The organism is Kitasatospora sp. NPDC059327 (assembly GCF_042752535.1).
Classification (GTDB): domain Bacteria; phylum Actinomycetota; class Actinomycetes; order Streptomycetales; family Streptomycetaceae; genus Kitasatospora.
The window spans coordinates 39,856-63,031 of the sequence record NZ_JBHYYB010000053.1 but is presented as its reverse complement, the minus strand read 5'-3'; the positions used below and the strand labels follow the sequence as shown (position 1 = coordinate 63,031).

The 23,176-nt window shown below is 72.6% G+C and carries 20 protein-coding genes; 3 read left to right on the top strand and 17 right to left on the bottom strand.

Annotated elements, in window-relative coordinates; genetic code table 11:
* Positions 1-44 precede the first annotated feature (44 nt).
* The 11 genes from aroQ to ACFXHB_RS27875 form a co-directional block, all read right to left on the bottom strand.
* On the bottom strand, positions 45-473 hold the full coding sequence (gene aroQ / locus ACFXHB_RS27925) for a type II 3-dehydroquinate dehydratase (protein ID WP_380577411.1): 429 nt from the start codon (positions 471-473) through the stop codon (positions 45-47).
* Positions 474-481: 8 nt separating this feature from the next.
* Entirely contained in the window at positions 482-1,570 is a 1,089-nt protein-coding gene (aroB, locus tag ACFXHB_RS27920) for a 3-dehydroquinate synthase (RefSeq protein ID WP_380577407.1), read from the bottom strand.
* Positions 1,563-2,084, bottom strand: a complete 522-nt coding sequence (locus ACFXHB_RS27915; RefSeq protein WP_380577406.1) for a shikimate kinase — start codon at positions 2,082-2,084, stop codon at positions 1,563-1,565. Before ACFXHB_RS27915 ends, aroB begins: the two co-directional genes overlap by 8 nt.
* Positions 2,081-3,265 carry a chorismate synthase gene (gene aroC, locus ACFXHB_RS27910; protein WP_380577405.1) on the bottom strand — a complete coding sequence of 395 codons (1,185 nt, stop codon included), beginning with the start codon at positions 3,263-3,265 and terminating at the stop codon, positions 2,081-2,083. Before aroC ends, ACFXHB_RS27915 begins: the two co-directional genes overlap by 4 nt.
* A gap of 369 nt (positions 3,266-3,634) precedes the next feature.
* A complete protein-coding gene (locus tag ACFXHB_RS27905; RefSeq protein ID WP_380577404.1) occupies positions 3,635-4,465 on the bottom strand; it encodes a shikimate dehydrogenase in 831 nt (276 codons plus the stop codon).
* A 23-nt stretch (positions 4,466-4,488) separates the two neighbouring features.
* Positions 4,489-6,438: an endolytic transglycosylase MltG gene (mltG, locus tag ACFXHB_RS27900; RefSeq protein ID WP_380577403.1), complete on the bottom strand. Its 1,950-nt coding sequence runs from the start codon at positions 6,436-6,438 to the stop codon at positions 4,489-4,491.
* Between the two features lie 151 nt (positions 6,439-6,589).
* The gene (gene mltG, locus ACFXHB_RS27895) at positions 6,590-7,882 is read right to left on the bottom strand and encodes an endolytic transglycosylase MltG (protein WP_380577402.1); all 1,293 of its coding nucleotides are present in this window, start codon (positions 7,880-7,882) and stop codon (positions 6,590-6,592) included.
* A gap of 91 nt (positions 7,883-7,973) precedes the next feature.
* Entirely contained in the window at positions 7,974-8,459 is a 486-nt protein-coding gene (gene ruvX / locus ACFXHB_RS27890) for a Holliday junction resolvase RuvX (protein ID WP_380577401.1), read from the bottom strand.
* A complete protein-coding gene (gene alaS / locus ACFXHB_RS27885; RefSeq protein WP_380577400.1) occupies positions 8,459-11,128 on the bottom strand; it encodes an alanine--tRNA ligase in 2,670 nt (889 codons plus the stop codon). Before alaS ends, ruvX begins: the two co-directional genes overlap by 1 nt.
* Entirely contained in the window at positions 11,128-11,565 is a 438-nt protein-coding gene (locus tag ACFXHB_RS27880) for a DUF6167 family protein (protein ID WP_380577399.1), read from the bottom strand. Before ACFXHB_RS27880 ends, alaS begins: the two co-directional genes overlap by 1 nt.
* A 4-nt stretch (positions 11,566-11,569) precedes the next feature.
* A complete protein-coding gene (locus ACFXHB_RS27875) occupies positions 11,570-12,046 on the bottom strand; it encodes a DUF948 domain-containing protein (RefSeq protein WP_380577398.1) in 477 nt (158 codons plus the stop codon).
* A gap of 240 nt (positions 12,047-12,286) precedes the next feature.
* Between ACFXHB_RS27875 and ACFXHB_RS27870 the strand changes: the two genes are divergently transcribed.
* Positions 12,287-14,524 carry an ATP-binding protein gene (locus tag ACFXHB_RS27870; RefSeq protein ID WP_380577397.1) on the top strand — a complete coding sequence of 746 codons (2,238 nt, stop codon included), beginning with the start codon at positions 12,287-12,289 and terminating at the stop codon, positions 14,522-14,524.
* A gap of 78 nt (positions 14,525-14,602) precedes the next feature.
* Positions 14,603-14,923: a tetratricopeptide repeat protein gene (locus tag ACFXHB_RS27865; protein ID WP_380577410.1), complete on the top strand. Its 321-nt coding sequence runs from the start codon at positions 14,603-14,605 to the stop codon at positions 14,921-14,923.
* A gap of 120 nt (positions 14,924-15,043) precedes the next feature.
* On the opposite strand, the gene rpsD is transcribed toward ACFXHB_RS27865, so the two are convergent.
* The 3 genes from rpsD to ppk2 all read right to left on the bottom strand — a co-directional run bounded on the left by rpsD (position 15,044) and on the right by ppk2 (position 18,317).
* Entirely contained in the window at positions 15,044-15,658 is a 615-nt protein-coding gene (rpsD, locus tag ACFXHB_RS27860) for a 30S ribosomal protein S4 (RefSeq protein ID WP_063346792.1), read from the bottom strand.
* 361 nt (positions 15,659-16,019) lie between these two features.
* Positions 16,020-17,369 carry a replication-associated recombination protein A gene (locus tag ACFXHB_RS27855; RefSeq protein WP_380577396.1) on the bottom strand — a complete coding sequence of 450 codons (1,350 nt, stop codon included), beginning with the start codon at positions 17,367-17,369 and terminating at the stop codon, positions 16,020-16,022.
* A gap of 165 nt (positions 17,370-17,534) precedes the next feature.
* Positions 17,535-18,317 carry a polyphosphate kinase 2 gene (ppk2, locus tag ACFXHB_RS27850; RefSeq protein ID WP_380577409.1) on the bottom strand — a complete coding sequence of 261 codons (783 nt, stop codon included), beginning with the start codon at positions 18,315-18,317 and terminating at the stop codon, positions 17,535-17,537.
* 265 nt (positions 18,318-18,582) lie between these two features.
* On the opposite strand from ppk2, the gene ACFXHB_RS27845 reads away from it, so the two are divergent.
* On the top strand, positions 18,583-19,509 hold the full coding sequence (locus tag ACFXHB_RS27845; protein WP_380577395.1) for a LysR family transcriptional regulator: 927 nt from the start codon (positions 18,583-18,585) through the stop codon (positions 19,507-19,509).
* On the opposite strand, the gene ACFXHB_RS27840 is transcribed toward ACFXHB_RS27845, so the two are convergent.
* The 3 genes from ACFXHB_RS27840 to hisS all read right to left on the bottom strand — a co-directional run bounded on the left by ACFXHB_RS27840 (position 19,506) and on the right by hisS (position 23,169).
* Positions 19,506-20,012 carry a GNAT family N-acetyltransferase gene (locus ACFXHB_RS27840; protein ID WP_380577394.1) on the bottom strand — a complete coding sequence of 169 codons (507 nt, stop codon included), beginning with the start codon at positions 20,010-20,012 and terminating at the stop codon, positions 19,506-19,508. The two genes, ACFXHB_RS27845 and ACFXHB_RS27840, sit on opposite strands and share 4 nt — an antisense overlap.
* 92 nt (positions 20,013-20,104) lie before the next feature.
* Positions 20,105-21,910, bottom strand: coding sequence for an aspartate--tRNA ligase (gene aspS, locus ACFXHB_RS27835; RefSeq protein WP_380577393.1), 1,806 nt, complete (start codon positions 21,908-21,910; stop codon positions 20,105-20,107).
* The gene (hisS, locus tag ACFXHB_RS27830) at positions 21,907-23,169 is read right to left on the bottom strand and encodes a histidine--tRNA ligase (protein WP_380577392.1); all 1,263 of its coding nucleotides are present in this window, start codon (positions 23,167-23,169) and stop codon (positions 21,907-21,909) included. The genes aspS and hisS overlap by 4 nt, the downstream gene beginning before the upstream one ends.
* Between the last annotated feature and the right edge of the window lie 7 nt (positions 23,170-23,176).

The window sequence follows — 23,176 nt, the reverse complement described above, 5'->3', positions numbered from 1 at the left end:
GGCACGGCCCGGGCCGTGCCGATCCGGTGTCCCGGCCCCGCGTGTCAGCGTGCGGTGAGCTGCCCGCCGAGGGCCCGCAGGGCCAGCTCGTACGAGCCGAGGCCGAATCCGGCGATGGTGCCGGAGGCGACCGCGGCGATCACCGAGGTGTGCCGGAAGGTCTCCCGGGCGTACGGGTTGGAGATGTGCACCTCGATCAGCGGCGCGGTCCGCTGGGCGGCGGCGTCGCGCATCGCGTACGAGTAGTGGGTGAAGGCGCCGGGGTTGATCACCACGGGCACTCCGCCGTCGGCCGCCTCGTGCAGCCACTCCACCATCTGCTGCTCGGAGTTGGTCTCGTGCACCTCGACCTCGAAGCCGAGCTCCTTGCCGAGCGCGGTGCAGCGCTCGACGAGTCCGGCGTAGGAGGTGGCGCCGTAGACATCCGGTTCGCGGCTGCCGAGCCGGCCGAGGTTGGGGCCGTTGAGCACCATCACCCGGGTCACGAGGAGACCTCCGCGTAGGCGGCGGCCAGCAGCGACGGGTCGGGACCTTCCAGCATGGAGGTCCGGCCGAGGCCGTCCAGGACGATGAAGCGCAGCAGGTCGCCGCGCGACTTCTTGTCGATCTTCATCGCGTCCACCAGCTTCGGCCAGGCGTCCGCGCGGTACGTCAGCGGCAGGCCGACCGAGGCGAGCACGGTGCGGTGCCGGTCGGCCGTCTCGTCGTCCAACCGGCCCGCCAGACGGCCCAGTTCGGCGGCGAAGACCATGCCGATGGAGATCGCCGCGCCGTGCCGCCACTTGTAGCGCTCATTGCGCTCGATGGCGTGGCCCAGGGTGTGGCCGTAGTTGAGGATCTCGCGACGGCCGGACTCCTTGAGGTCCCCGGAGACCACGTCGGCCTTGACCTGGACGGCCCGCCGGATGAGCTCGACGGTGTGCGGCCCGCCCGGGGTCCTGGCCCCCTCCGGGTCCGCCTCGATCAGGTCGAGGATGACCGGGTCGGCGATGAAGCCGCACTTGATGACCTCGGCCAGACCGGAGACGTAGTCGTGCCGGGGCACCGTCTCCAGGGTGTCGAGATCCGCCAGCACGCCGACCGGCGGGTGGAAGGAGCCGACCATGTTCTTGCCCTCGGCGATGTTGATGCCGGTCTTGCCGCCCACCGCCGCGTCGACCATGCCGAGCAGCGTGGTGGGCATGGAGACCCAGCGCACCCCGCGCAGCCAGGTGGCCGCCACGAAGCCGGCCAGGTCGGTGGTGGTGCCGCCGCCGAGGCCGACGATCACGTCACTGCGGGTGAAGCCGGTCTGGCCGAGCACCGACCAGCAGTACGCGGCGACCTCGGCGCTCTTGGCGTCCTCGGCGTTGGGCACCTGGAGGACGATCGCCTCGTAGCCCTCGCCGAGCAGGTCCTCGCGGATGGCGTCGGCGGTGGCGGCCAGCCCCTCGGGGTGGATCAGCGCGACCCGCTTGGCCCTGGTCCCGATCAGCGAGCCCAGCTCACCGAGCAGTTGGTGTCCGATCAGCACGTCGTACGGGTCGTGGCCCGCGTTGCCGCCGACGTGAATCCTGACGATGTCACTCATGGGGGGTCTTCAGCTCCAGTGCTTCCATTACGGCGTCCGCGACCTGCCCGGGGGTGCGGCCCGCGGTGTCGACGACGGCGGTGGCCACTTCCAGGTACAGGGGCCGACGCGCCTCCATCAACTCACGCCAACGCGCCCGGGGATTGACCGCGAGCAGCGGCCTCGGCGCGTCCAGCCCGACCCGGTGCACCGCGTCCGCCAGTGGCACCTCCAGGAACACCACCGGCAGCTCGCGCAGCAGCTCCCGGGTCGCCTCGGCCATCACCGCGCCGCCGCCGAGCGCGAGCACACCGTCGTGGCTCCGCGCGGCGCCGCGCACGGCGGCCGCCTCCAGCTCACGGAAGTGCGGCTCGCCCTCGTCGATGAAGATCTCCGGAATCGGCTTGCCCGCCGACCGCTCGACATCGGCGTCGGTGTCCCGGAAGCCGACGCCCAGGCGCTCGGCGAGGTCCCGCCCGACCGTGGACTTGCCACTGCCGGGCGGGCCGACCAGCACCACCAACGGCGCGGTCATCGGACGATCAGGTTGTCCAGGTACCCCTGGACGTTGCGACGGGTCTCCGACACGTGGTCACCGCCGAACTTCTCGCTCACCGCGTCCGCCAGCACCAACGCCACCATCGCCTCCGCGACGATCCCCGCCGCCGGCACCGCGCACACGTCGGACCGCTGGTGATGCGCCTTCGCCGGCTCACCCGTCCGCACGTCGAAGGTCCGCAACGCCCGCGGCACCGTCGCGATCGGCTTCATCGCCGCACGCACCCGCAACAACTCACCCGTCGACAGACCACCCTCGGTCCCACCCGAACGACCCGACAGCCGCTTCGCGCCCTCCGCCGTCGGCACGATCTCGTCGTGCGCCAGCGAACCCGGCACCCGGGCCAACTCGAACCCGTCCCCGACCTCGACACCCTTGATCGCCTGGATGCCCATCAACGCCGCCGCCAACCGCGCGTCCAACCGCCGGTCCCAGTGCACGTGCGACCCCAGACCCACCGGCACCCCGTACGCCAGCACCTCGACCACACCCCCCAGGGTGTCACCGTCCTTGTGCGCCTGATCGATCTCCGCCACCATCGCCTTCGACGCGTCCGCGTCCAGGCACCGCACCGGATCCGCGTCCAACCGCGCCTCGTCCGACGGCGACGGCAGCACACCCGCCGGAGCCTTCGCCGCCGCCAGCTCCACCACATGGCTGACGATCTCGATCCCGCACGTCTCCCGCAGGTACGCCCGCGCCACCGCGCCCAACGCCACCCGCGCCGCCGTCTCCCGGGCACTCGCGCGCTCCAGGATCGGCCGCGCCTCGTCGATCGAGTACTTCTGCATACCCGCCAGGTCCGCGTGACCGGGACGCGGCCGGGTCAACGCCTCATTACGGCCCAGACCCGCCAGCACCTCCGGATCCACCGGATCGGCCGACATCACCTGCTCCCACTTCGGCCACTCGGTGTTGCCCACCATCACCGCCACCGGGCTGCCCATCGTCTCCCCGTGCCGCACCCCGCCCAGGAAGGTGACCTCGTCCCGCTCGAACTTCATCCGGGCACCGCGACCGTACCCGAGCCGGCGACGCGCGAGCGCCTCCGCCACCACCTCGGTGGTCACCGGAACACCCGCGGGCAGGCCCTCCAGCGTCGCGACCAGTGCCGGACCGTGCGACTCCCCCGCCGTCAGCCAGCGCAACGTACCCAACGGAGCTCCTTCATCAGCGGACCGACCGCGGCACAACCGCGACCCGCCCGGGCGTGCCTCTGTCTCTGAATCCTTTCATGCCGTCGGCATGCCCGGGAGCAGAGTCCGGGTGACGGACAGCAACCGGTCGACCCTCGGACGCGGTGCCCGGGGGCGCCGACCCGATTCCCGGGCCCCGGTGAGGCCGCTCCGACGGAGCGCGGCGCCGCGGCAGACCGTGCCGAACCGGCACAGAACGTCACCGCGACACGGCGCGCCGCCCTGGCACGACACGACCGGACGGCACGACCCGCCAGAATGGCACAAGCCGGCGAAATGACATGAAATGCCACAGTGACACATTGTGGCGCCCGCGTGCCGACCGCCGCTTCAGCGAGTGGCGAGCGCCGCCTCGCCCGCGGCCCGGATGGCCGCCAGCGGACCGGGTGCCCGGCCGGTGAACCGCTCGTTCTGCAGCACCGCCTGGTGCACGAGCAGGTCCAGGCCGCCCAGCACGGCCCCGCCGCGCTCCGCGCAGGCGGCGGCCAGCGCCGTCGGCCACGGGTGGTACAGCACGTCGAACAACGCCCCGGGCACGGCGGGCAGCCCGGCGGCGAACGCGTCCGTCGCCCCGACCGGTGTGGTGGACACGGTGAGCGGCTGCGCGAGCGCCTCGGCACCCCGCTCCCAGTCGGCCGTCCGCACGGCCACACCCAGGCGCTCGCCGAGTTCGGCCATCTCCCGGGCCCGCTCGGAGCCGCGGACGTAGACCGTCACCTCGCCGGCGCAGATCTGGGCGAGCGCCGCCAGCGCGGAGGACGCGGTGGCCCCGGCACCCAGCACCGCGGCACCCTCCACCCGGGTGATGCCGCGTTCGCGCAACGCGTTGACCAGGCCGGGAATGTCGGTGTTGTCCCCGGTGCGCCGCCCGTCGGCGGTGAACACCACCGTGTTGACGGCCTCCACCGAGCGCGCGGTCGCGCTCACCTCGTCGAGCAGCGGGATGACCGCCCGCTTCAGCGGCATGGTGAGCGACAGGCCCGCCCACTCGGACGCGTCCAGGCCGTCGAGGAAGGCGGGCAACCCGGCCTCGTCCACCTCGAACGCGTCATAGCGCCAGCCGTCCAGCCCGAGCGCCGCGAAGGCGGCCCGGTGCAGGTGCGGCGAGAGCGAGTGGACGATCGGCGAGCCGAGGACGCCGGCCCGGTGCTTGCTGGTCACGCTGGTCTCTCCCTGGGTGACGGCTACTTCGTGGTGCAGTGGCCGGCAGCCTTGTCGTACTTCTGGCCGGCCGCCTTGCAGTACGCCTCGACGTTGGCCGCGTGCTCGGTGTCCGTCTCGGCGAACAGGGTCAGCTCCGGCGACATCGCGATGAAGTACAACCACTTGCCGTCCGCCGGGTTCAGCGTCGCCTTGAGCGCGTCATCGCCGGGGTTGGAGATCGGCCCGGGCGGCAGGCCCGGGTTGATGTAGGTGTTGTACTTGTTGGAGCCGTCGTTGATGTCCTTCTTGTCCAGCACCTTGCGGCCCAGCGAGTACTGCAGCGTGGTGTCCATGCCGAGCTTGCCGTCGATCTTCTCCTTGTCGGCGAGCCGGTTCTGGATGGTCCTCGCCATCTTCGCGAAGTCCTGCGGGTTGTTGCCCTCGGCCTGGAGGATGCTCGCCTCGATGACCACGTCGTAGGCGGTCTTGAGGCCGATCTTGGAGGCCTGCGCGTCCAGACCCGCGTAGCGGTCGACGGCGTTCTTGACCATCTGCTTGAGCAGGTCCTCGGGCTTCATGCCCGCGGCGATCGAGTAGCGGGCCGGCCAGAGGAAGCCCTCGATGTTGCCGCCGGCGTACGCGGGCAGACCGAGGTTGGCGATCTGGGCCTTGGCCACGTCGGCCGTGGTGCCCTTGGGCAGCTGCAGCTTGTCGTCGATCTTGGCGTAGGTGGCGGCGGCCGTCAGCCCCTCCTGGACGATCAGCTTCTCACCGCCGTTCGCCTCCACCAGGTTGGCGACGGCGGCCTCGCCCGACATCTCCTTGGGCATGGTGTAGGTGCCGTACTGGATGCTGGTGCACTTCGGGTTCTTCCCGCACGCCTGGGTGAAGGCCTCGACGCTCTTGACCACACCGGCCTGCTTCAGCGTCATGCCCATCTGGGCGCCCACGGCGCCCTTCTTGATCTCCACCGTGACCGAGCCGCTGCCCTGGCCGGCGAAGTCCGGCGGCGGGCCGAAGTGGTCCTGGTAGAAGCCGTAGCCCCACCAGCCGCCGCCGGCGACACCACCGAGCATCACCAGCGCGACCAGCAGGCAGGCTCCACCGTTGCGCCGGCCGGACTTCTTGCCCTTCTCCTTGCGCTTCTTCTTGCCCTCGCGGGAGTTGTCCTCCTCGCCGAGGAAGCCGTGCTCCTCCTCGCCGCCCTCGGCGAAGTCGTCCTCGTGGCCGTCCCACTCGTCCTCGTCGGGCCCGTGCGCGGCCTCGACCCGGTCGGCACCGGCCTCCAGCGCGGCGGCCTCGGCCTCCCAGTCGATGCCGTCCGGCCCGGGCCCGGCCGGGGCCTCGGCCTCCTGGCGACGCCGCGCGGCCCGCCCGCCCGACGGCTGCCCGCCCGGCTGGGACACACCCGACCGGGGCGCGCCCTGCTGGGGCATACCGGGCTGCTGCTGCTGCTCGGGCTGGGGCGCACTCTGCTGAGGCGCGCCCTGCTGGGGCATACCGGGCTGCGGTGCCCCCGGCTGGGCCATCGGCTGCGGATACCCCTGCTGCCCCTGGTACCCCTGGAAGTCCTGCTGCTGCCCGGGGAAGCCCTGCTGCGGGTACCCCTGCTGCTGATCCTGGTAGCCCTGCCCGCCCGGGAACCCCGGCCCGCCGCCCTGACCCTGCTGCGGGTAACCCTGCTGGCCCCCGCCGTACTGCTGCGACTGCCCCGGCGGGAACTGCTGGCCGCCCCCGTACTGCTGCGGCTGCTGCTGGCCGCCGCCCGGGTACCCCTGCTGCGGGTAACCCTGCTGCTGCATCTGCTGCGGGTACCCCTGCTGCTGGTCCGCGAAGCCCTGCTCGCCGCCGTACTGCTGCTGGTGCTGGGGATGCTGCTGCCACTGGCCGTCCGGCTGGCCGGGAACCGGCTGCCGGCCACCGTACCCGGGGTCGCCCGGGTGCCACGGCTCGGAGCCCTGGGGGCCGTAGCCCCGACCCAGATCGGTCATTGATCCCCTTACACCGACGGAGACGGCCGGAGGATCGGACCGGCCGTCCGGGACGGCGTCCCGGCTGATTCTCGAACCGGCGTGCTACTGCATCGCCTGGAGGGAGACGTTACCGTACCGCAGACCGGCCTCCGGCAGGGCCGACGTCGGCCTACTGCCCGGTCGGAGCGCCCGGCGCGGCCGTCGCCTGGCCCGTGGCCGCCCCGTCCGGGGCGCCGGCCGACCCGCCCGCCGGCGCACTCGCCGGGGCACTCGCCGGGGCACTCGCCGAGGCGCTCGGCTGCGCGGCCCGGACGGCGTTGAACTCGGCCACGTTGCGCTGCTGCACCTCGAAGCTGTCGGTGAACCGGGTGTCCCCCGGCTTCACGGTGACGAAGTACAGCCAGTCGCCCTGCGCCGGGTCGACCGCCGCCATGATCGCCTGCCGTCCCGGGTTGCCGATCGGCGTCGGCGGCAGTCCGGTGTGCAGGTAGGTGTTGTAGGGAGAGTCCAGCTTGGTCTCGGTGACGGTGGTGTTCAGGGTCGAGCGCCCGAGCGCGTAGTTGATCGTGGAGTCCAGCTGGAGCGGCATGTTCTTGGCCAGCCGGTTGTAGATCACCCGGGCCACCTTGGCCATGTCCTCGGTGTTGTCCGCCTCGCCCTGCACCATGCTGGCGATGGTCACCAGCCCGTACAGGCTCTGCCCGAGGTTCTGCGCGACGACCTCCGCGTCGTCCCGGGAGAACTCCTTGCCGGCCCGCTCCACCATCTGCTTCAGCAGGTCGACCGCGGTGGTGTCGTCGGTCACGCTGTACGTCGCGGGGAAGAGGTAGCCCTCCGGGCTGCCCTTGGCGAACTCCGGCAGCCCCAGCTCGGCGCCCTGCTCCTGGGCGGCCCGCTGGGTGGTGCCCTCGGGCAGGTTCAGCTTCTTGTCGATCGCCGCGAAGATCTGGTTGCCGCGCCAGCCCTCGGGGATGGTCAGGCCGTTGGCGTTGGCGGGGTCGACCAGGATCGCCAGCGCGGCGGCCGCCGACATCTTCTGCTTCAGCGTGTAGGTGCCGGGCTGGATCCGCCCGGCGGCGGCCGCGCTGCCCTTGGCCGCCCGGGTGAAGGCGAGCGAGCTGGCCACCACGCCGTTGCGCACCAGCGCGGAGGCGATCTGGGTGAGCCCGGCGCCCTCGGGCACCGAGACCTGGACGTCACCGCTGCCCGCGCCCGCGTAGTCGGCGGCGGCCGGCGGCTTCTGCTGCCGCTGCAGCCAGGTGTAGCCGGTCAGACCGGCCCCGCCGAACACGAGCAGGAGGGCGAGCGCCGTCAGCCCGCAGGCCAGCCCGTTGCGCCGGCGGTGCGGATCCGGCGCATCGGGGCGGGGGCGGGGCGCACCGGGCGGACGACCCTCGGGTTCCAGCACCGGCGCACCGAGGTGGCCGGGCGTGAGCCCGGGCGTGAAGTCCTGGTCGGTCATTGCGCCCCCTCGGCGGTCCCGGCACGAGCAGAAGGGGCCCGTGCGGACGCGTCCGCACGGGCCCCTTCACCGGGACGTTAGATCAGGCCGGTCAGCCGACCGCCTCGACGCTCTCACCGGGCGGGCGTCCGCTCACCCGTTCGGACTCAAGGGCGGTCTGCAGGATCACCACCGCGGCGGCCTGGTCGACCACCGAGCGGCCCTTCTTGGCCTTGACCCCGGAGGCGCGCAGCCCGTGGGTGGCCGTGACGGTGGACATCCGCTCGTCGACCAGCCGGACCGGCACCGGGTAGAGCCGGTTGGCCAGCCGGGTGGCGTAGCCGCGGACCTTCTCCGCCGCCGGCCCCTCCTTGCCGCTGAGCGAGCGCGGGAGCCCGACGATCACCTCGATCGCGTCGTACTCCTCGGCGATGGCGGCGATCCTGGCCTGCGACTTCACCCCGGCGGGGACGGTCTCCACCGGCGTGGCGAGCACCCCGTCGGGGTCGCAGGACGCGACCCCGATCCGGGCGTCACCGACGTCGACGGCGATCCGCCGGCCGCGGCGGAAGGGCCGTTCCTGGTCCTGGTCGACCATCAGCTGGCGCGCTCCGCGACCAGCCCGCGCACCGCGGCGATGGCCTCGTCGACCGCGCCCGGGTTGGAGCCGCCGCCCTGGGCGACGTCGTCCTTGCCACCGCCACCGCCACCGAGGGTCTTGGCGGCGACCCGGACCAGCTCGCCCGCCTTGATGCCGCGCCCGCGCGCGTCCTCGTTGGTGGCGATCACGGTCAGCGGGCGGTCGTTGGCCACGGTGAAGGCGGCGACCACGGCCGGGCGCGAGCCGAGCCGGCCGCGCACGTCCAGGACCAGCTTGCGCAGCTCGTCGGCCCCGGTGCCGTCGGCGATCCGGGCGGCCACCACGGCGATGCCCTGGACGTCCTCGGCGCCGTCGGCCAGGCCGGCCGCGGCGGCCAGGACCTTCTCGGCGCGGAAGCGCTCGATCTCCTTCTCGGCGTCCTTGAGCTTGGCGAGCATGCCGGAGATCTTCTCCGGGAGCTCCTCCGGGCGGCCCTTGACCAGGTCGGTCAGCTGGGCCACCACGGTGTGCTCGCGGGCGAGGAACTTGTAGGCGTCGACGCCGACCAGTGCCTCGACGCGGCGCACGCCGGAGCCGATCGAGGACTCGCCGAGCAGCTTCACCAGGCCGAGCTGGGCGGTGTTGCCGACGTGCGTGCCACCGCAGAGCTCCTTGGAGAAGTCCCCGATGGTGACGACGCGGACCTCGTCGCCGTACTTCTCGCCGAACATCGCGATGGCGCCGGCCTTGCGGGCCTGGTCCATCGTCATGACCTCGGCGGTGACGTCCAGCTCGCGGGTCAGCACGTCGTTGATCTTCTGCTCGACGTCGACCAGCACGCTGCCGGGCACGGCGGCGGGCGAGCCGAAGTCGAAGCGGAAGCGGCCGGGCGCGTTCTCCGAGCCGGCCTGGGCCGCCGTCGGGCCGAGCGCGTCCCGCAGCGCCTGGTGGGTCAGGTGGGTGGCCGAGTGGGCGCGGGCGATCGCCCGGCGGCGCTCGATGTCGATGGTGGCGTACGCCGAGGCGCCGAGCACGACCTCGCCGAACAGCACTCCGCCGGAGTGCACGGTCACACCCGGGACAGGCTGCTGCACGTCGCGGATCTCCACCACCGCGCCGGAGTCCAGGCGGATCCGGCCGTGGTCGGCGAGCTGGCCGCCGCCCTCGGCGTAGAACGGGGTGCGGTCGAGGATGATCTCGACCTCGTCGCCCTCGCTCGCGGCCGGCGCCGGGACGCCGTCCACCAGCAGGCCGACCACGGTGGCCTCGCCCTCGGTGAGGTTGTAGCCGGTGAAGACGCTGGCGCCGGACTTGTCGGCGACCTCGCGGTACGCGGCGACGTCGGCGTGGCCCATCTTCTTGGCCTTGGCGTCGGCCTTGGCGCGGTCCCGCTGCTCCTGCATCAGGCGGCGGAAGCCCGCCTCGTCCACCTGGAGGCCCTGCTCCTCGGCCATCTCCAGGGTGAGGTCGATCGGGAAGCCGTAGGTGTCGTGCAGCTTGAACGCCTGCTCACCGGAGAGCACCGCGCCGCCGGACTGCTTGGTCTCGGTGACCGCGGTGTCCAGCAGGCTCGTGCCGGCCTTCAGCGTCTGCAGGAAGGCGGCCTCCTCGCCGACGACGACCGTCTCGATCCGCTTGCGGTCGGCCTCCAGCTCCGGGTACTGCGGGGCCATCGCCTTGATGGCGACGTCCGTCAGGTCCTTGGCGACCACACCGGTGGCGCCCAGCAGGCGCATGTTGCGGATGGCGCGGCGCAGGATGCGGCGCAGCACGTAGCCGCGGCCCTCGTTGCCGGGGGTGACGCCGTCGCCGATCAGCATCAGCGCCGTGCGGATGTGGTCGGTGACCACGCGCAGCGAGACGTCCGACTTGTGGTCGGCGCCGTAGGTGTGGCCGGTCAGCTCGGCGGCGCGGTCGAGGATGATCCGGCTGGTGTCGATCTCGAAGAGGTTGTCGACGCCCTGCAGGATGGCGGCGAGGCGCTCCAGGCCGAGGCCGGTGTCGATGTTCTTGCTCGGCAGGTCGCCGAGGATCTCGAAACCGTCCTTGCCGTCGCCGTGGCCGCGCTCGTACTGCATGAAGACCAGGTTCCAGATCTCCAGGTAGCGCTCGCCGTTGACGGCCGGGCCGCCCTCCTCGCCGTAGGCGGGGCCGCGGTCGTAGTTGATCTCCGAGCACGGGCCGCAGGGGCCGGGGACGCCCATCGACCAGAAGTTGTCCTTCATGCCGAGGCGCTGGATGCGCTCGGAGGGCACGCCGATGACGTCGCGCCAGATCTGCTCGGCCTCGTCGTCGTCCTTGTAGACGGTGATCCAGAGCTTCTCCTTCTCCAGGCCGTAGCCACCGTCCGCGACGGGCGTGGTGAGCAGCTCCCACGCGAACTTGATGGCTCCTTCCTTGAAGTAGTCACCGAAGGAGAAGTTGCCGCACATCTGGAAGAAGGAGCCGTGCCGGGTGGTCTTCCCGACCTCCTCGATGTCCAGGGTGCGCACGCACTTCTGGACGCTGGTGGCCCGGGAGAACTGGGGCTTGACCTCGCCGAGGAAGTACGGCTTGAAGGGCACCATGCCGGCGTTGACCAGCAGCAGGGTGGGGTCGTCGGCGACCAGGGACGCCGACGGAACGACGGTGTGGCCGCGCTCCTCGAAGAAGCGCAGCCAGCGGCGGCGAATCTCTGCCGACTCCATTAGTGGTCCTTCCGGTTCGGGGTACCGCCCGGCGGCGGCAGTGCGCGGCCGGGCGTCTTTTCGATGGCTGGGGTGGTGCGGGCACCGCGGGACGATGCGCGGGCACCGCTGGACGGAGGCAGGGCGGCGGCCGGGCTGCCGGGCGCCGCCGAGATAGCTCGGTACTGGGGCTCGCCGCGCGGTACCCGGCGGCGGGGCTCGACGACGGCGGTGCCGTCCAGTCCGAGGTCCTCGCGCAGCTGCTCCTCGCGCTCGGCCATGCCGGCCTTCACGTCCTGGGCGAACCGCTTGGCGGCGTCGCCCAGGTGCAGCGCGCCGCGGGCGGCGGTGCCGGAGAGGCTGTCCGGGGTGAGCCGGTGCACGGCCTCGTTGGCCTTGTTCATGGCCCAGACGGTGGCGCCGGCGCCGACCGCCATCCAGAAGATGCGTCGCACCATGCCGTCAGCCCCTCACCGCGCGCCGGACCCGGGCGAACAGGCCGCTCCTGGCCGCCGTCGCGGCGCGCACCTCGGCCCGGATCAGCCGGGCCAGCTCCTCGCGCTCGCCCGGTCGGGTGGGCAGCGTCGCGGTGCCGTTCTGCTTGGCGACGGCCTTGCGGACGCCGTAGCTGAAGGCCGCGACCTTGACCAGCGGCCCGCCCAGGGTGGCCGCGACGGTGGAGGAGAGCGCGTTGGCGTTGGCGGCGGCGTCCTGGACGTTGGCGGTGATCTCGTCCACCCGCTCCAGCTGCTCGTTGGCGCTGCGCACGGCGGCACCCGCCTCGCTCAGCAGCGGCACGGCCTGCTCGGTCACGGCGGAGACCAGGACGGCGGCCTCCTTGAGCACCCGCGAGAGCCGCACCAGCACGACGGCGAGCAGGGTGACCAGGACCGCCCAGAACACGGCGACGAGCAACCCGGCCAGCTCTCCCACGGACACCTTGTGCGCTCCCTCGCCTTGCTGTTCTCCGAAGGAGACCCTATCGCGACCACGGCCGGTTTCCGGACCGGATATCGGCCGGGGGCGTCCCCGGGCCCGCCGCCCGGATCCGGTCGGGTGTACGAGCCGCGCGCGTAACCTACCCGCCGGTCACCTCGTTCTGCCAGACGGGCCGTCGTCTGTGCGGCCCGCGCACACGTCCGGGCCGGCCAGGCCCGGGCCCGGACCCGGGAGCAGCGTTTGGCCGGCGACTCGACAGCACAGCCCCCGGCCCCGGCCGCGGCGGAGGGGCCGTGGTCCGGCCGGCCGGCGGCCGAGGTGACCAGCTTCGTCGGACGCCGGCAGGAGCTCGCCGAGCTGGCCCGGCTGCTGGCCGCCGCCCGGCTGGTGACCGTGACCGGCACGGGCGGCGTGGGCAAGAGCCGGCTGGCCCTGCGCGCGGCGGCCCGGGCCGCCGGCGCCTTCCCCGACGGCACCTGGCTGGTCGAGGTCGCCCCCGTGCAGGACCCGCTGCTGCTCGGCCACGCCGTACTGGAGGCGCTGCGGCTGACCGACGGCACCGCCCGGTCGCCGCTGGAGGTGCTGACCGAGCAGCTCGCCGGGCGCCGGACGCTGATCGTGCTGGACGGTTGCGAGCACCTGGTGCACGCCTGCGCGGAGCTGGCCGACGCGCTCCTGCGGGCGCTGCCGGGCCTGCGGGTGCTGGCCACCAGCCGGGCGACGCTGCGCGCCCCGGGCGAGCACCTGCTCGTCCTGGCCCCGCTCCCGGTGGATCCGGTCGGCCCCGGCGCGCTGCCGGACGCGGTGCGGCTGTTCGCGGACCGGGCCCGGGCGGTCCTGCCCTCCTTCGAGATCACCACCGCCTCCGCCGAGGGGATCGCCCAGCTCTGCCGCCGGCTGGACGGCATCCCGCTGGCCGTGGAGCTGGCCGCCGGGCGGCTGCGCGCGCTCTCGGTGGAGCAGATCGACGCCCGGCTGAACGACCGCTTCCGGCTGCTCACCGGCGGCGCCCGGACCGCCCTGCCGCGCCATCAGACGCTCCGCACGACGATCGGCTGGAGTCACGAGCTCTGCACCGAGCAGGAACGTTTGCTCTGGGCACGCCTGTCGGTGTTCGCGGGCAGCTTCGACCTGGAGGCCGCCGAGTTCGTCTGCGCCGGCGCGGGCATCGAGCCGGACGACCTGCTCGACCTGCTGTCCGAGCTGATCGACAAGTCCGTGGTCCTGCGCGGCGAGGCGCCCGCCGGCCAACGGGCCGAGGACGGCGGCACCGGCGGCGTCCGGTTCCGGCTGCTGGACACGCTGCGCGAGTACGGCCTGCAGTGGCTGCGCGCGACCGGCGAGGAGCACCGGCTGCGGCGCCGCCATCGCGACTGGTACCTGGGCGTGGCCACCTGGGGCGAGGTCGAGTGGTTCGGCCCCCGGCAGGCGGAGACCGCCGAGCGCACCGAACTGGCCCACCCCAACCTCCGCGCGGCACTGGAGTTCTGCCTCGCCGAGCCGGGCGAGGAGCAGCTCGCCCTGCTGCTGGCGGGCACGCTCTGGTTCTACTGGGTCGGCTGCGGCCACCTCGGCGAGGGCCGGCACTGGCTGGACCGCGCGCTCGCCCTCGACCCCGAGCCGACCGAGGCCCGTGCCAAGGCGCTCTGGGTCACCGGCTACATGGCGACCCTGCAGGGCGACCTGCTCACCGCGCGCCCGGCGCTGGAGGAGTGCCGCCGCCAGGCACTGGACACCGGGGACGCCCGGGCACTGGCCTACGCCGTCCACCGGCAGGGCTGCGCGGCCCTGATCGGTGACGAGCCGGCCCGCGCCGCCGAGCTCTTCGAGGAGGCGCTCTGGCACTACCGGACGATCGGCGAGCTCAACAGCAACGTCCTGATGGCCATGTTCGAGCTGGGTATCGCCTACCTGTTCCAGGGCGACCAGGAGAACGGCGAGTTCTGGCTGGGCCAGGTCCGCGAGCTGTGCGAGGAGCACGGCGAGCAGTGGGCGTACGCCTACGGGCTCTACGCGCTCGGGTACTCGCACTGGATGGACGGCGAGGTGCGGTTGGCCCGCGCGCGGGCCCGGGAGAGCGTCCGACTCAACCACCTCTTCCACGATCTGCTGGGCATCGTGCTGGCGATCGACCTGCTGGCGCTGCTGGAGACCGAGCCGGTCGGGCCGGGCCGGCCCGGCGACCTGCGCGAGGCCCGGGTGCTGCAGGGCGCCGCCCACCGGATCTGGCAGGCCGTGGGCAAGCCGTTCTTCGGCTCGCGCACCTTCAACGGCCCGCACCGGCACTGCGAGGAACGGGCCCGGGCCGGGCTGACCGAGCAGGAGTTCACCGAGTGCTTCGACCGCGGGGCGCGGCTGGACCTCGACGCCGCCGTCCGCCGGGTGCTGGGCGGCGGCCGTGCGGGCGGTCCGGGAGCGTTACCGGGGGCCGCCCCGGTGGCGCCCGCGCCGAGGCCCTCACCGGCCAGGAATAGTTGAATCTTGTCCATTGCTACAGCGGTCGGCAGCGCGCCCGGCACCCCCGCCGGGCGGACGCCGGAAGGAGCGACCGTGACCATCCACACCGCCGACGCCGAGTACCGCCTCGCGACGTTCCACTTCGACTCCAAGGCGTACGCCGAAGCGGCCCGCCTGCTGGAGGGCGTCCTCGCCGAGGAGCCGGCCAACCTCTCGGTCCGGCTGCTGCTGGCCCGCAGCTACTACCACTCGGCCCAGCTCTCCCGCGCCGAGACCGAGCTGCGCACCATCCTGGACGCCCACCCGGCCGAGGACTACGCCCGGCTGATGCTGGGCCGGACCCTGGAGCGCCGGGGCCGCGCCGAGGAGGCCCGCCCGCACCTGCGGCTGGTCGCCGCGATGGCCGGCGAGGAGATCTGAGCCCGGCCCCTCGAACGGGGACGCGCTCGGAAGAGGGCCGCGCCCGGGAAAGGGACGAGCCCCCGCCGCCTGAAGAGGCGACGGGGGCTCGCTGGGTACGGCAGGCGTACCCCTCGCGGGTCAGCGCGAGTAGTACTCGACGACGAGCTGCTCGTCGCAGATCACCGGGACCTCCTTGCGCTGCGGCGCGCGGTCCAGGCGGAAGGCCAGGGCCTTCAGGTTGACCTCCAGGTACTTCGGGGTCTGGCCCTCGCCCGCGTAGCCACCCTCACGGGCGACCTGGAACGGGACCTTCTCCTTGCTGCGCTCGCGGACGGTCACGACGAAGCCCGGCTTCATCTGGTACGACGGCTTGTTGACCTTGCCGCCGTTGACCTCGATGTGGCCGTGGACGACCATCTGGCGGGCCTGGTAGATGGTGCGGGCAATGCCCGAACGCAGCACCAGGGAGTCCAGACGGGTCTCCAGCTCGGCGACGAGCGCCTCACCGGTCTTGCCCTCGGCCTTCTTCGCGCGGTCGAACGCGCGCGCCATCTGCTTCTCGCTCAGGTCGTACTGGGCGCGCAGACGCTGCTTCTCCAGCAGACGGACCTTGTAGTCCGAGTTCTGCTTGCGGCCACGGCCGTGCTGGCCGGGCGGGTACGGGCGGGCCTCGAAGTACTTGACGGACTTCGGGGTCAGCGGCACGCCGAGCGCACGCGCGATCTTGACCTTGGGACGCTTCTGGTTCGCCATGAACCAAACCTTCCTTGCTTACGAATACGGCTTCACCAGGTGTTGACGGAGGTCGCTCCTCGCGGTCCGGAGACAACCCCACCGCCCGAGGGCAGTGCGATCAGCCGCTCTCCGAGGCCGGGCACGAATGTGCAAGCACACGAGTGGCCCACCGAACCGGGGTTGGTGGGCTGCACGCGACACCGAAACGGTGCGCGACGCTCCTGGGGCCTCCCGAAGGAGACCGCGGCCATTGCCCCGCTGGTGCGGCCGGTCGGTCAGGGTCTCCCCTGCCGCCGCGCCCGGGACACGGCACTCCGCACGAGTATACCCGCCGATCTCCCCCGGTCCTCCCGCGGCGCCCGCCGGGCCGCCCGGCCGGTCATTCGCCCCGGAGCCGGCCCCTGGTCCATTCCACGATGTCCGCGTACCGGGCCTCCCCGCCGTGCCGGGTCGGCCGGTAGTACGCCTTGCCGTGCACGGCGTCCGGTGCGTACTGCTGCGCCGCGATGCCCTCCGGCAGATCGTGCGGGTACTGGTAGCCCTGACCGTGCCCGAGCTTGCCCGCGCCGCCGTAGTGCGCGTCCCGCAGGTGCGGCGGCACGGCGCCCGCCAGACCCTGCCGGACGTCCGCCAGTGCCGCGTCGATGGCCAGGTAGGCGGCGTTGGACTTGGGCGCCAGCGCCAGCGCGATCGCCGCCTGGGAGAGGATGATCCGCGCCTCCGGGAAGCCGATCAGCGCCACCGCCTGGGCCGCTGCGACCGCCGTGGCCAGCGCCGTCGGATCGGCCAGGCCGACGTCCTCGCTGGCGGAGATCATCAGCCGTCGGGCGATGAACCTGGGGTCCTCCCCCGCCTCGATCATCCGGGCCAGGTAGTGCAGGGTGGCGTCCACGTCACTGCCGCGGATCGACTTGATCAGCGCGCTGGCCACGTCGTAGTGCTGGTCGCCGTCCTTGTCGTAGCGCACCGCGGCCTGGTTGACGGCCGTCTCGGTGGTGGCCAGCGTGATGCTCGGCTCACCCTTCTCCAGCGCCGCACCGGCCGCCGCCTCCAACGTGGTGAGCGCCCGCCGGGCGTCCCCGCCGGCCAGCCGGACCAGGTGGTCCTCCGCCTCCGCGGTGAGCTCCAGCGCGCCCGCCAGACCGCGCTCGTCGGCCACCGCGCGGTGCAGCAGGGCACGGACGTCCTCGTCGGTCAGCGACTCCAGCGTGAGGAGCAGCGAGCGCGACAGCAGCGGGGAGATCACCGAGAAGTACGGGTTCTCGGTGGTCGCGGCGATCAGGGTGACCCAGCGGTTCTCCACGGCGGGCAGCAGCGAGTCCTGCTGGGCCTTGGAGAAGCGGTGGATCTCGTCCAGGAAGAGCACCGTCTCCCGGCCGTTCATCCCGACCGCCCGGCGGGCCCCGTCGATGACCGCGCGGACCTCCTTGACGCCCGCGGTGATCGCGGACAGCTCGACGAAGCGGCCCTCGACGGCCTGGCTGATCACGTGCGCCAGGGTGGTCTTGCCGGTGCCCGGCGGGCCCCAGAGGATGACCGAACTGGTCGCCGCCGGGCCGCGCGAGCCCGAGACGAGCCGGCGCAGCGGCGAGCCGTCCTTCAGCAGCTGCCGCTGCCCGGCGACCTCGTCCAGGGTGCGCGGGCGCATCCGTACGGCGAGCGGTGCCCGGCCGGGCTCCTTGGCCTGGCGTTCCTCGGCGGCGGCGGTGAAGAGGTCCGGTTCGTCCACACCGGAAGCCTATGCGAGCCGACCGACAGCCCCGGAACCCAGGACCGCCCGGGCAGGTCCGGCAGGACGGCGGGCGCCGCGGCGGGCACCCGCGCTCTCGTGGGCTCCTCCCGTCGCACGCGCCGCGAACGGCCCGGCGACGCCGCCGGGCCGTTCGGAGCGGCACTACCCGATCCCCGCCGCGTGGTCCGGTACGTAGCTCTGCAGGTCGCGTGGCGGCCGCTGGTAGCCGCGCGAGCGCGGCCGGGGCGGCAGCTCGACGGTCTGCGGGGCCACCTCGTGGTACGGGAGGGTGGAGAGCAGGTGGGCGATCATGTTGATCCGCGCCCGGCGCTTGTCGTCGCTCTCCACGACGTTCCACGGCGAGTCCGGGATGTCGGTGTGGACGAACATCTCGTCCTTGGCCCGCGAGTAGTCCTCCCAGCGGCTGATCGACTCGATGTCCATCGGGGAGAGCTTCCAGCGGCGCATCGGGTCCTCCAGCCGGGCCCGGAACCGCCGCTCCTGCTCGGTGTCGCTCACCGAGAACCAGTACTTGCGCAGCAGGATGCCCGCCTCGGTCAGCATCCGCTCGAAGGTCGGGCACTGGTGCAGGAACTGCCGGTACTCCTCGGGCGTGCAGAAGCCCATCACCTTCTCGACGCCGGCCCGGTTGTACCAGCTGCGGTCGAAGAGCACGATCTCCCCGGCGGCCGGCAGGTGCTCGACGTAGCGCTGGAAGTACCACTGGGTGCGCTGGCGCTCGGTGGGGGTGGGCAGCGCCGCCACCCGGGCGATGCGCGGGTTCAGGAACTCCGTCACCCGCTTGATCGCGCCGCCCTTGCCGGCCGCGTCGCGCCCCTCGAAGACGACGACCAGCCGGGCGCCCTCGGCCCGCACCCACTCCTGGAGCTTCACCAGCTCGTTCTGGAGCCGCAACAGCTCCCGCTCGTACGGCTTCTTCGCCAGCCGCTCCTGCCGGTGCTCGGGCCCGCTGCCGGGAACGTGCTCGGACTTGGCTGCCACCTGGGTGCCTCCGTTCGGCCAGGGCTGATGAACCCTCACCGTAGGCGCAACCCGGGTCCGGCGCAGGTCGTCGCGGCCGGTCCGGCAGCGGCGGCCCCCTGAACCGCCGCTGCCGGGCTCCCCCGTGGCACGGCCGCGCGGGCCGAACGGTTCACCTTGGCCCAGACCTGCCGGGCCGGTCCAATATCCCGTTCCATAACCTTGGGGCATGGATGTGGACACCCGACTGCTGCGCAGTTTCGCCGCGGTCTGCGAGGAGGGCCAGCTGACGGCCGCGGCGGCCCGGTTGTTCCTCTCGCAGCCGACCCTCACCAAACAGATCCGCCAGCTGGAGACCCTGCTCGGGGTGGAACTGTTCGAGCGCTCGCGGCGGGGCATGGCGCCCACCCACGCCGGCCGGGCCCTGGCCGAGCGGACCGGCACGATGCTGGCCGGCTGGGACGACGCGCTGCGCGCCACCCGGGCGGCGGCGGCCGAGCAGGGCTCGACGCTGCGGGTTGGCTTCGAGGGCGGCATCATCAACCTGATGACCCGTCGGACGGTGACGGACTTCACCCGGCGGATGCCCGGCTGGCAGGTCGAACTGCGGCAGAACAACTGGTTCGACCCGACCTCGGGCCTGGCCTCCGGGGAGATCGACCTGACGCTCTGGCATGCGCCACCGTCGATCTCCGAGCAGTACAACGTCGCGGTGCTGGGCGAGGAGCCGCGGTGCGCGGCGCTGCCGGCCGGGCACCGACTGGCCGGCCACGAGGTGATCGAGTTCGCCGAGCTGCTGGACGAGCCCTTCGTGGCGCTCCCGCAGGAGGCCGGACAGTGGCGCGACTACTGGTTGGCGCTCCGGGAGCGGGGCGGGCGGCCGGTGCGGATCGGCGCGGTGGCACACAACTCCGACGAGTGGCTGGCCGCGGTGGTGTGCGGCCAGGGCGTCGGTTTCGCCCCGGAGGCGATGAGCAGGCTGGCGGCGCGGGAGGATGTCGCGTACCGGCCGGTGCGGGGGCTGAGCCCGAGCCAGGTCGGGCTGTACTGGCCGAAGGACCGGCAACTGACGCCCGCCATGACCGCTTTCGTGCGCAGCTGCCGGGCGACGGTCGGGTTCTCGGCCGGCCCGGCGGCCCCGGTCCGCTCGGGCTAGACCGCCTCGAAGGGCTCCGGGTAGCGGCAGAGGCCGCGCGGGCCGCCGTCGTACGCCGGAAGGGCGAGCGCCTGGAAGTAGGCCGCCGGCACCTCGAACGGGCCGGTGACCTCGTGCTGCTCGGCCGGGGTGAAACCGAACCTGCCGTAGTAGTCCGGATCGCCCAGGACGACGACGAGCTTCTCGCCCGCCTCCTCCGCCGCCGTCAGCGCGGCCTTGACGACCAGTTCGCCGACACCCTTGCGCTGCCACTCCGGGGCGACCGCGACGGGCGCGAGCGCCAGGCCAGGGCCGTCGCCGACCCGCAGCCGGGTGAGCAGCGCGTGGCCGATCACCAGCCCGGTCTCGTCCACCGCGACCAGGGACAGCCCGGGCAGCCAGGCGGGGTCGCGGCGCAACGCGTCCACCAGGTCGGCCTCGTCGGGGCCGGGGAAGGCGGCCATGTGGACCCGTCTGGTGGCGGGCGCGTCCTCGGGACACTCGATTCTGGTGGTGACCTTCATGGGGGAAGCCTCTCTGCGTCGCACACCGTTGTGGACCGGCCCCGGACGGCGGGTATGCCGTCCGGGGCCGTGAAAGGTTAGCCGATCGAGCGTCAGGCCTTGGGCTGGGCCTCGGACTTGGCCTCGGCGGCCTTGGCGTCCTCGCGGACCTTGGGCTGGGCGTCGACGCCGGCCTCGCGACGCTGCGCCGGGGTGATCGGGGTCGGCGCACCGGTCAGCGGGTCACCGCCGGTGGACGTCTTCGGGAACGCGATGACGTCCCGGATGGTGTCGTACCCGCCGAGCAGGGTGACGATCCGGTCGAGGCCGAAGGCGACGCCACCGTGCGGCGGCGGGCCGTAGTTGAAGGCGTCCAGCAGGAAGCCGAACTGCGAGGCCGCCTCCTCCTCGGAGAGGCCGATCGCGTCGAACGCCCGCTTCTGCACGTCCCGCTGGTGGATACGGATCGAACCGCCGCCCAGCTCCGACCCGTTGAGGACGAGGTCGTAGGCGTTGGAGAGCGCCGAACCCGGGTCGGTGTCGAAGGTGGCGAGCGACTCGGCGGTCGGGGCGGTGAACGGGTGGTGCACCGCGTGCCAGCCCTGGAACTCGCCCTTGTCGTCCTCGATCGGCTCGAACATCGGGAAGTCGACGACCCAGAGGAAGGCCCACTGGGACGCGTCGATCAGCTCGCAGCGGCGGCCGATCTCCAGACGGGCGGCGCCGAGCAGCTCCTGCGAGGGGCGCTCCTTGCCGGCCGCGAAGAAGATCGCGTCGCCGTTCTTGGCGCCCGCGGCGGCGGCCAGGCCGGCCAGGTGCTCCTCGGAGAGGTTCTTGGCGACGGGGCCGCGCAGCTCGCCGGTCTCGGCGTCGATGAGGACGTAGGCGAGGCCCTTGGCGCCGCGCGCCTTGGCCCAGTCCTGCCAGGCGTCGAGCTGCTTGCGCGGCTGCGAGGCACCGCCGGGCATGACCACGGCGCCGACGTACGGGGCCTGGAAGACCCGGAACGAGGTGCCCGCGAAGTACTCGGTCAGGTTGGTGAGTTCCTGGCCGAAGCGGACGTCGGGCTTGTCCGAGCCGTAGCGGCCCATCGCGTCCGCGTAGGTCATCCGGGGCAGCGGGGCCGGGATCTCGTACCCGTGCACGTCGCGCCAGATCGAGCCGATGATCTTCTCGCCGAGGGCCAGGATGTCCTCCTGGTCGACGAAGGAGGCCTCGATGTCCAGCTGGGTGAACTCCGGCTGGCGGTCGGCGCGGAAGTCCTCGTCGCGGAAGCAGCGCGCGATCTGGTAGTACCGCTCCATGCCGGCCACCATCAGCAGCTGCTTGAACAGCTGGGGCGACTGCGGCAGCGCGTACCAGTGGCCGGGCTGCAGACGGACCGGGACGAGGAAGTCGCGGGCGCCCTCGGGGGTGGAGCGGGTGAGGTACGGCGTCTCGATGTCGAGGTAGTCGTTCTCCTCCATCACCCGGCGGATGATGTTGTTGACCTTGGAGCGCAGGCGCAGGCCCTTGGCCGGACCCTCGCGGCGCAGGTCCAGGTAGCGGTAACGGAGGCGGACCTCCTCGTTGACCGTACCGGGCTCGTACTCGGCGACCGGGAAGGGCAGCGGGGCGGCCTCGGAGAGCACCTCGATCTCGCTGACCACGACCTCGACGGCGCCGGTCGGGATGTCCGGGTTCTCGTTGCCCTCGGGCCGCACCCGGACGTCGCCGACGACCTTGACGCAGTACTCGGCGCGCAGGCCGTGCACCGAGTCGAGGTCACGGACCACGATCTGCACGGTGCCGGAGGCGTCCCGCAGGTCGATGAAGGCCACGCCGCCGTGGTCTCGGCGGCGGGCGACCCAGCCGGCCAGGGTGACGGTGGTGCCTGCGTGCTCCGGGCGGAGCGTGCCCGCGTCGTGCGTGCGGATCACAGCTGCTTCTCCTTCAGGGTGGTGACGAGAGCGTCGAGGGCGACGGGGTTCTGCTCGCCGGTGGTCATGTCCTTGAGCTGGACGACGCCGTCGGCGAGGTCCCGGTCACCGGCGAGCACGGCGAAGCGGGCGCCGGAACGGTCCGCGGACTTCATCGCGTTCTTGATGCCCTTGACGCCGAAGGCGAGGTCGGTGGCGACGCCCGCGCGGCGCAGCTCGACCACCTTGGCGAACAGGACGTTCTTGGCTTCGTCGCTGAGCGCGACGGCGTAGACGGAGGTGGCGGCCGGCAGGTCGAGGACGACGCCCTCGGCCTCCATCGCCAGGTAGCTGCGGTCCACCCCGAGGGCCCAGCCGACGGACGGCAGCACGGGGCCGCCGATCATCTCGGAGAGCCCGTCGTAGCGGCCGCCGCCACCGATCGCCGACTGCGCGCCGAGGCCGTTGTGCACGAACTCGAAGGTGGTGCGGGTGTAGTAGTCCAGCCCGCGGACCAGCTTGGGGTCGTCGGTGAAGGCCACGCCGTTGGCGGTCAGCAGCTCGCGGACCTTCTCGTCGTAGGCCTTGCACTCCTCGCAGAGGAAGTCCCGCAGCATCGGCGCGCCGCCGAGCTGGGCCTGCACCGACTCGCGCTTGTCGTCCAGCACGCGCAGCGGGTTGATCTCGGCCCGGCGGCGGGTGTCCTCGTCCAGGTCGAGGCCGGCCAGGAACTCGACCAGCGCGGCCCGGTAGACCGGGCGGCACTGCTTGTCGCCGAGGCTGTTGAGCAGCAGCGAGTAGTCGCGCAGGCCGAGCGAGCGGAAGGCGTCGTCGGCCAGGATGATCAGCTCGGCGTCCAGCGCCGGGTCCTCGGCGCCGATCGCCTCGGCACCGACCTGCGAGAACTGGCGGTAACGGCCCTTCTGCGCCCGCTCGTAGCGGTAGTAGGAGCCGGAGTACCAGAGCTTGACCGGCAGGTTGCCCTGCTTGTGCAGGTTGGCCTGGAGCGCGGCGCGCAGTACCGAGGCGGTGCCCTCGGGGCGCAGCGCGAGCTCGTCGCCGCCCTTGGTGGTGAGGCTGTACATCTCCTTGCTGACGATGTCGGTGGACTCGCCGACACCGCGGGAGAAGAGCTTCACGTCCTCGAAGACCGGGGTCTCGATGTAGCCGTAGCCGGCGCGGCGGGCCGGCGCGGCGATCCGCTCGCGGATCGCCAGGAAGGTCGCGGAGCTGGGGGGCAGCAGGTCGTAGGTGCCCTTGGGGGCGGTGAAGGTGCTCAACTTCTCT

Coding starts and splice junctions, on each gene's coding strand:
- rpsD (WP_063346792.1), bottom strand. CDS start 15,658: ATGGCGAACCAGAAGCGTCCCAAGGTCAAGATCGCGCGTGCGCTCGGC.
- ACFXHB_RS27845 (WP_380577395.1), top strand. CDS start 18,583: ATGGATGTGGACACCCGACTGCTGCGCAGTTTCGCCGCGGTCTGCGAG.
- mltG (WP_380577403.1), bottom strand. CDS start 6,438: ATGACCGATCTGGGTCGGGGCTACGGCCCCCAGGGCTCCGAGCCGTGG.
- aroQ (WP_380577411.1), bottom strand. CDS start 473: ATGGTGCTCAACGGCCCCAACCTCGGCCGGCTCGGCAGCCGCGAACCG.
- mltG (WP_380577402.1), bottom strand. CDS start 7,882: ATGACCGACCAGGACTTCACGCCCGGGCTCACGCCCGGCCACCTCGGT.
- alaS (WP_380577400.1), bottom strand. CDS start 11,128: ATGGAGTCGGCAGAGATTCGCCGCCGCTGGCTGCGCTTCTTCGAGGAG.
- aroB (WP_380577407.1), bottom strand. CDS start 1,570: ATGAGTGACATCGTCAGGATTCACGTCGGCGGCAACGCGGGCCACGAC.
- ACFXHB_RS27915 (WP_380577406.1), bottom strand. CDS start 2,084: ATGACCGCGCCGTTGGTGGTGCTGGTCGGCCCGCCCGGCAGTGGCAAG.
- ACFXHB_RS27880 (WP_380577399.1), bottom strand. CDS start 11,565: ATGGTGCGACGCATCTTCTGGATGGCGGTCGGCGCCGGCGCCACCGTC.
- ACFXHB_RS27840 (WP_380577394.1), bottom strand. CDS start 20,012: ATGAAGGTCACCACCAGAATCGAGTGTCCCGAGGACGCGCCCGCCACC.
- ruvX (WP_380577401.1), bottom strand. CDS start 8,459: ATGGTCGACCAGGACCAGGAACGGCCCTTCCGCCGCGGCCGGCGGATC.